General features: G+C 58.4%; 9 protein-coding genes and 1 other RNA gene. 6 read left to right on the top strand and 4 right to left on the bottom strand.

Annotated features, from left to right (window positions below; translation table 11 throughout):
- Positions 1-3 precede the first annotated feature (3 nt).
- From CVE23_RS13580 to rmf, 5 genes are all read left to right on the top strand, one after another.
- Positions 4-1938 carry an ABC transporter ATP-binding protein gene (locus tag CVE23_RS13580; protein WP_049855102.1) on the top strand — a complete coding sequence of 645 codons (1935 nt, stop codon included), beginning with the start codon at positions 4-6 and terminating at the stop codon, positions 1936-1938.
- A gap of 291 nt (positions 1939-2229) precedes the next feature.
- Positions 2230-3498 carry a membrane integrity-associated transporter subunit PqiA gene (pqiA, locus tag CVE23_RS13575; protein WP_071605212.1) on the top strand — a complete coding sequence of 423 codons (1269 nt, stop codon included), beginning with the start codon at positions 2230-2232 and terminating at the stop codon, positions 3496-3498.
- A complete protein-coding gene (gene pqiB / locus CVE23_RS13570; protein WP_038919463.1) occupies positions 3485-5131 on the top strand; it encodes an intermembrane transport protein PqiB in 1647 nt (548 codons plus the stop codon). Before pqiA ends, pqiB begins: the two co-directional genes overlap by 14 nt.
- A complete protein-coding gene (gene pqiC, locus CVE23_RS13565; protein WP_039694772.1) occupies positions 5128-5691 on the top strand; it encodes a membrane integrity-associated transporter subunit PqiC in 564 nt (187 codons plus the stop codon). Before pqiB ends, pqiC begins: the two co-directional genes overlap by 4 nt.
- A 304-nt stretch (positions 5692-5995) precedes the next feature.
- Complete coding sequence (gene rmf / locus CVE23_RS13560; protein ID WP_012769408.1) at positions 5996-6163, top strand: ribosome modulation factor; 168 nt, start codon at positions 5996-5998, stop codon at positions 6161-6163.
- 107 nt (positions 6164-6270) lie between these two features.
- Here the strand turns inward: rmf and CVE23_RS13555 are convergent, their stop codons facing one another.
- Complete coding sequence (locus CVE23_RS13555) at positions 6271-7323, bottom strand: 3-deoxy-7-phosphoheptulonate synthase (RefSeq protein ID WP_100849739.1); 1053 nt, start codon at positions 7321-7323, stop codon at positions 6271-6273.
- 185 nt (positions 7324-7508) lie between these two features.
- Entirely contained in the window at positions 7509-8330 is an 822-nt protein-coding gene (ppsR, locus tag CVE23_RS13550) for a posphoenolpyruvate synthetase regulatory kinase/phosphorylase PpsR (RefSeq protein WP_038668134.1), read from the bottom strand.
- A gap of 316 nt (positions 8331-8646) precedes the next feature.
- Between ppsR and ppsA the strand changes: the two genes are divergently transcribed.
- Entirely contained in the window at positions 8647-11025 is a 2379-nt protein-coding gene (gene ppsA / locus CVE23_RS13545; RefSeq protein ID WP_038919459.1) for a phosphoenolpyruvate synthase, read from the top strand.
- A gap of 169 nt (positions 11026-11194) precedes the next feature.
- Here the strand turns inward: ppsA and rprA are convergent.
- Together rprA and ydiK are read right to left on the bottom strand one after the other, a co-directional pair.
- Positions 11195-11305: antisense sRNA RprA (rprA, locus tag CVE23_RS13540), an RNA gene on the bottom strand.
- Positions 11306-11538: 233 nt separating this feature from the next.
- Positions 11539-12642: an AI-2E family transporter YdiK gene (gene ydiK / locus CVE23_RS13535; RefSeq protein ID WP_038668139.1), complete on the bottom strand. Its 1104-nt coding sequence runs from the start codon at positions 12640-12642 to the stop codon at positions 11539-11541.
- Positions 12643-12672 lie beyond the last annotated feature (30 nt).

The following is a 12672-nucleotide window of genomic DNA, read 5'->3' as shown; positions in this document are numbered from 1 at the left end:
ACTATGTCATTGATCAACTTATCCGGCGCCTGGCTGTCGTTCAGCGATGCGCCGCTGTTGGACAACACCGAACTGCATATTGAAGACAACGAGCGCGTGTGTCTGGTTGGGCGCAACGGCGCCGGCAAATCTACGTTGCTGAAAATTCTGGCGAAGGAAATACCGCTGGATGACGGCCGGCTGGTGTACGAGCAGGACCTGATTGTGGCGCGTTTGCAGCAGGACCCGCCGCGCGATGTGGCCGGCACGGTGTTCGATTTCGTGGCCGAAGGCGTGGCGGCGCAGGCCGAGTACCTGAAAGCCTACCATGTCGCGTTGCGGTTGGTGGGGGAAGACCCCAGCGAGAAAAACCTGAACCAACTGGCGAAGATCCAGGAAGTGCTGGACCATCAGGGGTTGTGGAAGCTGGAAGACCGCATCAACGAGGTGCTGGAGCAACTGGGGCTATCGGCGGACACGCCGCTGTCGGCGCTGTCCGGCGGCTGGCTGCGTAAAGCGGCGCTGGGGCGTGCGCTGGTCAGCGCGCCGCGGGTGCTGTTGCTGGATGAACCCACCAACCACCTGGATATCGATACCATCGACTGGCTGGAAGGCTTCCTCAAGACGTTTTCCGGCAGCATCGTGTTCATTTCCCACGACCGTTCGTTTATCCGCAATATGGCGACCCGCATTGTCGATCTGGATCGCGGCAAGATGGTGTCCTGGCCGGGCGATTACGACAATTACCTGCTGGGTAAAGAAGAGGCGCTGCGGGTGGAAGAACTGCAGAATGCCGAATTCGACCGCAAGCTGGCGCAGGAAGAGGTGTGGATCCGTCAGGGCATCAAGGCCCGTCGTACCCGTAATGAAGGCCGCGTGCGGGCGCTCAAGGCGATGCGTCAGGAACGCGCCGAGCGCCGCGAAGTGATGGGCAGCGCCAAAATGCAGGTGGAAGAAGCGGCCCGCTCCGGCAAGATCGTCTTTGAACTGGAAGATGTTCATTATCAGGTGGACGGTAAGACGCTGGCGTCCGGTTTTTCCGCTCAGGTGCAGCGCGGCGATAAAATCGCGCTGGTCGGGCCGAACGGTTGCGGCAAGACCACGCTGCTGAAACTGATGCTGGGGCAACTGGCGCCGACGTCGGGACGCATTCACTGCGGCACCAAGCTGGAAGTGGCGTATTTCGATCAGCATCGCGCCGAGTTGGACCCGGAAAGAACGGTGATGGACAACCTCGCCGAAGGCAAGCAAGAGGTGATGGTCAACGGTCGTCCGCGCCATGTGCTGGGTTATCTGCAGGACTTCCTGTTTCACCCGAAACGCGCCATGACGCCGGTTAAAGCGCTGTCCGGCGGGGAACGCAACCGTCTGCTGCTGGCCCGGCTGTTCCTGAAACCCAGCAACCTGCTGATTCTCGACGAACCGACTAACGATCTGGACGTGGAAACGTTGGAACTGCTGGAAGAGTTGCTGGAAAGTTATCAGGGCACGGTGCTGCTGGTGAGCCATGACCGTCAATTCGTCGACAACTCGGTGACCGAGTGCTGGATTTTTGAAGGGAATGGTCTGATTGGCCGCTATGTCGGCGGCTATTATGATGCTCAGCAACAGCGTGCCTCCGCCGCGCCGCTGCGAACGTCAGCATCGGTAAAAAGCGCGCCGCAGAAAGAAAACCGCAGCAGTGAGAACGTGCAGAGCGCGCCGGCCGCACAGCCAGCTAAACGCGGCGGCGGTAAGCTCAGTTATAACCAGCAGCGTGAACTGGAACAGTTGCCGCAACGTATTGAAGTGCTTGAGGCGGAAATCGAAAACCTGCAACAGCAGATGAACGATCCGGCGTTCTTTTCCCGGTCGCACGATGAAACCCAGCCGGTGCTGACGGCGCTGGCTGAAGCGGAGCAGCAACTGGAAACCTGCTTTGAGCGTTGGGAAACGCTCGAAGCCCAGAAGAATGGCTAAGATATCGCCGGCGTTGACGGGGAGTGGGAATTCCCTGACCTAAACGCGACGCTGAGGCGAGCGCCTGTGTCGGTTGAACCGTCAAACGGGCATCATTAACCATGATTTCGAGGCCAGGGCGGGGCGGCGGTTGCGCCTTTTCCTGGCCTGCGATCGTAGTGGTTGCAAGGAAGCGGTGGTTGTGAAGAAACACGCTGGCTTATCTCGCATGTTATCGTGCCTGTGCCGCCATAAATCCAGTATCGACAACATCGCGATTTTTCGTATCAGCCATGCCACCGGAGGCGGCGAATGTGTGTTCATCACCATCACTATGACCGGCATATGCTGTGTCCGCACTGTGACTTGCTGGTAGAGCTGCCGACGTTGCATGATGGGCAGCGCGCGGTGTGTCCACGTTGTAAAACCTCGTTGTCCAGCCGTCAGCGTGAGCCGCGGTGGCGGCCGACCAGCTTTGCGTTTAGCGCGCTGATCATGCTGCTGCTGTCCATGCTATTTCCCTTTGTCTCGATGAGCGTCGCCGGTATTCGCAGCGAAATCACCCTGCTGGAAATCCCGCGGGTGATGGTGGCGGAAAACTATGCCAGCATGGCGACGCTGTTTCTGCTGTTTGCTCAACTGGTGCCGGCCTGTTCCATGGCGGTGATTCTGCTGCTGTGCCTGCGCGTGCCGTTGCCTGATACGGTGCGGCGTCTGTTCACCAAGACGCTGTTCCAACTGAAAAGCTGGGGCATGGCGGAGATCTTTCTGGCGGGCGTGTTGGTCAGTTTTGTAAAACTGATGTCGTATGGCGATATCGGCATCGGCGCCAGTTTCGTTCCCTATATCGTTTTTTGCCTGTTGCAGTTGCTGGCGTTCCAGAGCCTCGATCGCCGCTGGCTGTGGGATGACGTCGCGCCGCCGCCGCCGATGCCGGCAGGGCTGGAAACCGGCCGCAGCGGGCTGGATCAAGGCGTGCGCGCCTGCACCTGCTGTAGCGCTATTCTGCCCGCCGATGAGGTTCGCTGTCCGCGCTGCCATACGCACGGCCATGCCCGGCGGCGTCACAGCCTGCAATGGACGCTGGCGCTGCTGCTGACGTCGGTGCTGCTGTACGTACCCGCCAACGTGATGCCGATTATGGTTACCGAAGCGCTGGGTCATAGCATTACCTCGACGATCATGTCCGGCGTGATCCTGCTGTGGGATTCCGGTTCGTGGCCGGTGGCGCTGGTGATTTTCATCGCCAGCATCATGGTGCCGACGCTGAAAATGCTGGCGATGGGCTGGCTGTGCTGGTGCGCCTACGGCTCACGCCGTTACGATACTGAGCGGCTGCATCTGGTGTATGAGGTCGTGGAGTTTGTCGGCCGCTGGTCCATGATCGATGTCTTTGTCATCGCCGTGTTGTCGGCGATGGTGCGTATGGGCCGACTGATGAGCATTTATCCGGCCATCGGCGCGGTGTTGTTTGCCACCGTGGTCATACTGACCATGATTGCTGCGATGACCTTTGACCCCCGCCTGTTGTGGGATCGGCATCACGTGCAAGGAGAGGAGCGTTCCGTTGACGAAAACTAATCAAGGCATGGCGCAGATCGAAAGCATCAAACGCTGGTCGCCGGTATGGATTGTACCGATTGTGACCGTGCTGATTGGCGCCTGGATTCTGTTTTATCACGTGAGTCATCAGGGGCCGGAAATCACGCTGACCACCAGTAACGCCGAAGGGATCGAGGCGGGAAAAACGGCGATCAAGAGCCGCAGCGTGAACGTGGGAGTGGTAGAAAGCGTGATGCTGAGCGAAGACCTGCATCAGGTGGAAATCAAGGCGCGTCTTAACGACGGCATGGATAAACTGCTGAGCAAGGATTCGGCGTTCTGGGTGGTGAAACCGCAGATCGGCCGCGAAGGCGTTTCCGGGCTGGGGACGCTGTTGTCCGGTTCCTTCATCGAGCTTCAGCCGGGGTCCAGCAAGGAGGACAGCCGTGCTTTCAAACTGCTGGATTCGCCGCCGCTGGCGTCGCCTGACGCCAAAGGGATTCGCATCGTCCTGAATAGCGATCAGTCCGGGCAGTTGACCGCCGGCGATCCGGTGTTGTTCCGCGGCTACCGGGTCGGCTCGGTGGAAACCAGCCATTTTGATCCTACGGCCAGAAAGATGCAGTACCAGCTGTTTGTCGCCGCGCCCTATGACCAACTGGTAACGGCGAATGTCCGTTTCTGGAAAGACAGCGGCGTGGCGCTGAATTTGTCCGCGCAGGGGATGCGGGTGGAAATGGGGTCGCTCAGCACCTTGCTAAGCGGCGGCGTCAGCTTTGATGTGCCCACTGGTTGGGAGAAGGGCAATCAGTCCCATGAGCGCGACGAATTCCAGCTGTTTGACAACCAGAACAGCATTCAGGACTCGCTGTATACCGAGTACAAAGAATACCTGCTGTTTTTCGATGAGTCGGTACGCGGTCTGCAAGCGGGCGCGCCGGTCGAATTCCGCGGCATCCGGCTGGGAACCGTCGCCGAAGTGCCGTTCTTCCCGCGCAGTCTGCCGCAAAGTTTCGACAGCGACTACCGCATCCCGGTGCTGGTGCGCATCGAGCCGGGCCGGCTGAAACAAGGGCTGCGCGACCAGATCAATCTGGAACAGGAACTGAGCAAGGGCGCCGTATCTGGTCTGCGGGCGTCGATGAAAACCGCCAATCTTCTGACCGGCGCGCTGTACGTGGATCTGGATTTTTATCCGCAGCAGAAAGGCCGCGTGACGTCGCTGGCCTCGATGGAGGGGTATCCGGTGTTGCCGACGGTCAACGGCGGCCTGACGCAGATCCAGCAGAAGCTGATGTCGGTGCTGGATAAAATCAATAACCTGCCGCTCAACCCGATGGTGGAGCAGGCGACGAAGACGCTGGCGGAAAGCCAATCCACCCTGCGCGAACTGCAGAAAACGCTGGCGTCGCTCAACAAGCTTACCAACAGCGAGGCGATGCAGCAGTTGCCGGAGGACTTGCAGCGTACGCTGCGCGAACTGAACCGCAGCCTGCAGGGCGTACAGCCCGGTTCGCCGGCGTATAACCGTATGGTGGGCGATATGCAGCGGCTGGATCAGACGCTGCGTGAATTGCAGCCGTTGCTGCGTACCCTGAACGACAAGAGTAATGCTCTGATCTTCGAGGCACCCGGTGCCCGTGATCCACAACCGAAGAAGGCGAAACCATGATGAAACGATGGCCGTTGTGGCTGGTGTTGTTGCTGGGCGCCTGTAGCAGCCCGCAGAAAGTCTATTATCAACTGCCTGCCGCCACGCAGAGCACCAGCCTCTCGGTTGCGTCGACCGAAGGGCGCCAGCTGTGGGTGGCCCCGGTCACTCTGGTGGATTCGCTGGCTGGGAACGGCATCGTGTTCCAGACTTCGGCGGTGCGTTACACCATCGCGACCAATAATCTGTGGGCCAGCCCGCTGGACCAGCAGTTGCAGCAGGCGCTGGTGGCGTCGTTGCGTAACGGCCTGCCGGGCTGGCATGTCGCCGCCACCGGCGCCGCCAGCGATAGCGCCTCCAGTTTGCAGGTCAATGTGACGGCGTTCCAGGGGCGGTTTGACGGCAAGGCGGTGATTCGCGGCGAGTGGGTGCTGCAGGGGAGTAAACGTGTCGTCACCCAGCCGTTCAACATCGAAGTGCCGCAGGCCGAAGACGGTTATGACGCGCTGATCGGCGCGCTTGGCAAGGGCTGGCAGCAGGTGGCGGAGCAGGTGCGCCAGCGCCTGCAGGCTGGCGCCTGATACCCACCCGACGTGGATACCGGGCTGCCTTATATACCGAGATGAATTGAGTTATAGCAAATACCTCTGGATCCCGTTTTTGTGATCGCGATCGGGTTCCAGGGGTTTTGTTTTTGTCTCAGCCTGTTAGGCCAAAATGTGGCTTTGTCTCACAGAAAATTCTTTATTCTGGTTCACAAATATGACAATGGCGTGAATTTTGCGCCTTGATCTTCGCCTCCCGAATGGCTATTCATAGGGTGTGGTTGCACGAAAAGTAACCACTGTTTTCTTTCCACCAGAGTCGAAATGAGGGAAACAAGGCATGAAGAGACAGAAAAGAGATCGTCTGGCACGGGCGCATTCACGGGGCTACCAGGCTGGTATCGTTGGCCGGTCCAAGGAGCTCTGTCCTTATCAATCGATCGATGCCCGGTCTAACTGGTTGGGAGGTTGGCGAGAGGCCATGGAGGACAGGGCGGCGATTGCCTGATCGCACCTTGTCAATCGAAAAGGGAACAACCTCCGCCGCGGCGGAGGTTTTCTTTTTTAGAGCGCAACGATGCTTCATAGCGGAATGATGCGCCGAATGGCTGTTGGTCAGTCCACAAAACGACTGTCCACCGCATCCGCCAGCATCGCCAGCAGACGTTCGCTGTCCTGCCAGCCGAGGCAGGCGTCGGTAATCGACTGACCGTAGGTGAGTTGATCCGGATGGTGCAGCGGTTGGGTGCCTTCCACCAGAAAACTCTCCGCCATTACGCCGGCGATAGCGCCGGCGCCGCTGCGAATCTGGTCGCATACCGCCTGTGCTACGGTCAACTGGCGCTGAAATTGCTTCTGACTGTTGCCGTGGCTGAAATCCACCACCAGCCGTTCCGGCAGCGCAAATTCCCGCAGCGCGGCACAGGCTTCGGCAATGTGCTGCTCTTCGTAGTTGGGCGTTTTGCCGCCGCGCAGAATGATATGGCCGAACGGGTTGCCGTGGGTCTGGTACACCGTCATGCGGCCGTGTTTATCCGGCGACAAAAACATGTGGCGCGCCCGGGCGGCGCGGATGGCGTCAACCGCGATGCGCACATTGCCGTCGGTGCCGTTCTTGAATCCCACCGGACAGGAGAGGGCGGAGGCCATTTCCCGGTGGATCTGACTCTCGGTGGTTCGTGCGCCGATCGCCCCCCAGCTAATGGTGTCGGCGATATATTGCCCGGTGACGATATCCAGAAACTCGGTGGCGGTCGGCAGGCCGAGCGCGTTGATATCCAGCAACAGCTGGCGCGCCTGCGTCAATCCCTCATTGATCAGGAAACTGCCGTTGAGCAGCGGGTCGGCAATCAGCCCTTTCCAGCCCACCACGGTGCGCGGTTTTTCGAAGTAAGTTCGCATCACGATTTCCAGCCGGTGCTGGTAGGTGGTGCGCAATGCCGCCAGCCGCTGGGCGTATTCTCTGGCGCTATCAATATGGTGAATGGAACACGGGCCAATGATCACCAGTAAACGGCGGTCTTGCCCGGAAAGAATGCGTTCTATGCGTGCGCGCGAGGCGATGACGGTGTCGGCGACATCCGGCGTGAGAGGAAGTGCGGTCAACAGTTCATGGGGCGTCATCAGACTGGCAAGTCGCTCACTGCGCAGCTCATCAGTTGGTTGCATGTGTAGTCTCTGAATGTACGTGGCGCCTATCCCGTTAGGTATAGGCTTTTTTATGAATAACCATCAGGTCTGGCAGAAAGCGCGGGGAGGTGGCCGTGGGGCCACCGATATTTTTCCGGGTCCGCCTGGCCGCGATGGCGATAGTCTATCACAGCCAACCCCTTACTCCGATGAGTGAAAAACAGCTAATACATACGTCGATTTATGCCCATCAGGTCGATAATGCGGGCGGAAATCTCTTCCACCGAATAATTAGTGGTGTTGATGTAACGGATTTGATGACGGCGGAACAGCGATTCCACCTCGCTCAGTTCCATACGGCATTGCCGCAGCGAAGCATACCGGCTGTTGCCGCGCCGCTCTTCACGAATGGCCGCCAGCCGTTCGGCGTCGATGGTTAGGCCGAACAGCTTTTGCTGATAAGGCTTGAGCGCTTCCGGCAGCAGCAGGTTGTCCATATCGTCGGCGGTGAAAGGATAGTTGGCGGCCCGGATGCCGAACTGCATCGCCAGATAAAGGCTGGTCGGGGTTTTGCCGCAGCGGGAAACCCCCAGCAGGATCACCTGCGCCTGATCGAGGTTGCGCAACGAGATGCCGTCGTCGTGGGCCAGCGTGTAATCGATCGCGGCGATACGCGCGTCATATTTGATCAGGTTGTTGGCGGTCAGCCCGTGGGTGCGGTTGGCCACCGGCATCGGCGAAACGTTCAGTTCCTGTTGCAACGGCGCTACCAGCGCCTGCACGATGTCCTGGCAGAATCCTTCGCTGCCGACGATGATATCGCGGATAGCCGGCGTGACAATCGAATAGAACACCAGCGGGCGCACGCCATGCTGACGGTACAGGGTGTCAATCTGCTCGCGGACGGCCGCCGCCCGGGCTTCGTTATCGACGAACGGCAGGGTATAACTGACGGTGCTAACCGGAAACTGGGACATCACCGCGTGACCGAGCACTTCCGCCGTAATGGCGGTGCCGTCGGACACATAAAATACGCTTCTTTCCATACAGACTCCTCCAATGCCTTCGCTGGCTATCATAAGACTTTTGTGCCGGAAATCAGGTGTTTCATGACTTTTTTATTAAAACGCCATTTCATTATCTTCATGATTACGATGGTATTATTCTACAATATTGGGATTTTTCTGACTTTTAGCAATCCAAAACCCTGAATTCCTCTTTTTTTCACCAGGTTGATCGATTCACCTTTCCGTCCTTTTTGAAACCCTGTGCTACGCTCATAAAGCCGAAACTCATTCATGGCGAAATATTTCACACCCTAATTCTTTACACCGTAACTGTATGCAAAAAGGATTATTTTCGATGTCTAACAACGGCCCTGATATGCGTAATGTCCTGTGGTATAACCAGCTTGGTATGCACGACGTTGAGCGGGTGGGAGGCAAAAATGCCTCTCTGGGGGAAATGATCACCAATCTGTCGGAACTTGGGGTGTCGGTTCCGAATGGTTTTGCGACAACCGCCCAGGCGTTTAATGACTTTCTCAACCAAAGCGGCATCAACCAGCGGATCTATGAACTGCTGGACCGTACCGATGCCGACGATGTCAGCCAGTTAGCCAAAGCCGGCGCGCAGATCCGCCAGTGGGTCATCGACACGCCGTTCCAGCCGGAGCTGGAGCAGGCAATCCGCGACGCGTACCGGCAACTGGCGGACGGCGAGCCGGACGCGTCGTTCGCGGTGCGTTCTTCCGCCACGGCGGAAGATATGCCGGACGCCTCCTTCGCCGGCCAGCAGGAAACCTTCCTTAACGTACAGGGCATTGATGCCGTGATGGTGGCGGTGAAGCATGTGTTTGCTTCGCTGTTCAACGATCGCGCCATTTCCTATCGCGTGCATCAGGGCTATGACCACCGCGGCGTGGCGTTGTCCGCCGGGGTGCAGCGCATGGTGCGCTCCGATCTGGCGTCTTCCGGCGTGATGTTTACGCTGGATACCGAGTCGGGCTTCGATCAGGTGGTGTTTATTACCGCCGCCTGGGGGCTGGGCGAGATGGTGGTGCAGGGCGCGGTCAACCCGGATGAGTTTTATGTGCACAAACCGACGTTGCTCAGTGGCAAACCGTCGATTGTGCGCCGCAATATGGGATCGAAAAAAATCCGCATGGTGTACGCCGCCACGCAGGAGCACGGCAAGCAGGTGCGGGTGGAGGATGTGGAAGAGGCGCAGCGCACCCGTTTCTGTCTGAGCGATGATGAAGTGCAGGCGCTGGCGCATCAGGCGTTGCTGATTGAAAAACACTATGGCCGCCCGATGGACATCGAATGGGCCAAAGACGGCCACACCGGCAAACTGTATATCGTGCAGGCGCGTCCGGAGACCGTACGTTCCAATGGCCAGGTGATGGAGCGTTATCATTTGCCGGCCGGCGGCAAGGTGCTGGTGGAAGGGCGCGCCATCGGCCATCGCATCGGCGCGGGCGAAGTGAAGATCGTCCATGACATTAGCGAAATGCATCGGGTGAATGCCGGCGACGTGCTGGTGACCGACATGACCGACCCGGACTGGGAACCGATCATGAAAAAGGCGGCGGCGATCGTCACCAACCGCGGCGGGCGGACCTGCCATGCGGCGATCATCGCTCGTGAACTGGGTATTCCGGCGGTGGTGGGCTGCGGCGACGCCACCGAGCGGCTGCAAAGCGGCCAGAAAGTGACGGTATCCTGCGCCGAGGGCGACACCGGCTATGTTTATCAGGACCTGCTGGATTTCACCGTAAAAAGCTCGCAGGTGGATGCCATGCCGTCGCTGCCGCTGAAAATTATGATGAACGTCGGCAACCCGGATCGGGCGTTCGATTTCGCCTGCCTGCCCAACGAAGGGGTGGGGCTGGCGCGGCTGGAGTTCATCATCAACCGCATGATCGGGGTGCATCCGCGCGCCTTGCTGGAGTTTGAACAGCAGACGCCGGAATTGCAGCGCGAAATCCGTATTCTGATGCAGGGATACGACGACCCGGTCGAGTTCTACATCGAACGGCTGAAGGAAGGCATCGCGACGCTGGCGGCGGCATTCTGGCCGAAGCGGGTGATCGTGCGTCTGTCCGACTTCAAGTCCAACGAGTACGCCAACCTGCTGGGCGGCGCGCGCTACGAGCCGGAAGAAGAAAACCCGATGCTGGGCTTCCGCGGCGCCGGTCGTTACGTGTCGCCGGACTTCCGCGCCTGTTTTGCGCTGGAGTGCGAGGCGGTGAAACGGGTGCGCAACGACATGGGGTTGAGCAACGTGGAAGTGATGATCCCGTTTGTGCGCACCGTGGCGCAGGCGCAGGCCGTGGTGGCCGAGCTGGCCAGTCAGGGGCTGAAACGTGGCGAGAACGGTCTGAAAATCATCATGATGTGCGAAATTCCGTCCAACGCGCTGCTGGCGGAGGAATTCCTGCAGCATTTCGACGGTTTCTCCATCGGTTCGAATGACATGACCCAACTGGCGTTGGGGCTGGACCGCGACTCCGGCGTGGTGTCTGAACTGTTCGACGAGCGCAACGACGCGGTGAAAGCGCTGCTGGCGATGGCGATCCGCGCCGCGAAAAAACAGGGCAAGTACGTCGGGATCTGTGGTCAGGGGCCGTCCGACCATGAGGATTTTGCCGCCTGGCTGATGGATGAAGGTATCGACAGTCTGTCGCTGAACCCGGACACCGTGGTGCAGACCTGGCTGAGTCTGGCAGAGAAACGCTAAGCCGTTATCCGTCTATTCGACGTTATTGAAGCCATACCCACCGCCCGCCGCACTGCGCCGGGCGGTTTTTTTTATGCCCGCGTTTGGTGATGTGAGATAAGGCGAGTGAAGAAGACGGGAGACAAAAACGCAGCAGGCGCCACAGGACGAGAAAGAGGGAAAGCAACAGATAAAAAAAAGCCCACCTCAGGGGATGGGCAAAGACTACACACAGCAATTCGTTACTAGCTCTGACGAGGAGAAACCTCACTGACAAACATTACGTTAACAATAGCTCCGGGTATGAATACTAGGTTTTGGGGCGATCGGAGTCATTAGGAATCATCCTAATGGTTAATTATTTTTGAATAATAGATTTGTCATGCAAGAATTTTTGTCATGAAAACTGATCTAATAGCAGATTAACTGCCGTAAATGATGAAAATTGGCTGAGAGGTTTCCTAAAAATATAAAATTATCTTACATATTAGGAGTAATCCCGATGCGTGATGCACCGGGAAATGGATGTGAAAATCAGGGTTTCTTGTGGTGGTGAGAAATTGCGCGTATCGGCGGCGGTTCCGGCGACTCTTTCATCCAGGCCGACAGCAGGCGATAAGATACCGCCAGCACGACCGGACCGATAAACAACCCGATCATACCGAATGCCAGCAGGCCGCCGATCACGCCGGACAGGATCAGCAACATCGGCAAATCAGCGCCCATACGAATCAGCAACGGGCGGATGATGTTGTCCAGCGTGCCAACCACGCAGCTCCAGATCAGCAGGATGGTGCCCCAGGTGGTATCGCCGCTCCAGTAAAGCCAGATAATGGCGGGAATCAGCACCGTCAGCGGGCCGATTTGCGCCACGCAGGACAGAAACATCAGTACCGTCAGCAACGTGGTGTAGGGAATCCCGGCCAGCGCCAGACCAATGCCGCCCAGCACCGACTGCACAATCGCCGTCACCACCACCCCGAGGGCGACCGCCCGGATGGCTTGCGCCGCCAGAATCACCGCCGAGTCGCCGCCCTGACGCCCGAGGCGAATGGCGAAACGACGTACACCCAGCGCGACCTGGTCCCCCTTGCTGTACAGCAGCACGCTGAACAGCACCATCAGGGCGCAGTGCATCAGGAAACGGCCGATATGCGCCGCCTGTGATACCACCCAGGAAGCGGTCTGGCCGATATAGGGCTGGATTTTGGCCATCAGCGCCGGGCCGCCGCTGTGCGCCAGTGAATACCAACTACTGTGCAGCTTGGCGCCCACCAGCGGGATGGACTGCAACCAGTCCAGCTCCGGCGGGGTAATCCGCCCCTGCGCGCCGATCCAGCTAATCAGATTCGACGCGTTGTCAATCACGCTACTGACCAGAATCGAGGTCGGGAACACGAACAGCAGCACCAGCAGCACGGTCATGACCAGCACCGCCAGCGAGCGGGATCCCCAAAGTATTTGTTGCAGACGGATTAGCAGCGGCCAGGTGGCGATGACCACCATGCTGGCCCAGGCAAAGCCGAGGATAAACGGTTGCACCACCCAGAAACAGGCAATAATCAAAATACCAATAAACAACAAGCTGAACAGGATTCGCGCGAGGTCGAATCGCTGTGACTGAGATTGTTTCATCAAGAGAGGTTACCTCGTTAATTCAGGCGACAG

This window comes from Dickeya fangzhongdai, from assembly GCF_002812485.1.
Taxonomy (GTDB): Bacteria; Pseudomonadota; Gammaproteobacteria; order Enterobacterales; family Enterobacteriaceae; genus Dickeya; species Dickeya fangzhongdai.
This window is presented reverse-complemented; position numbering and strand designations above follow the sequence as displayed.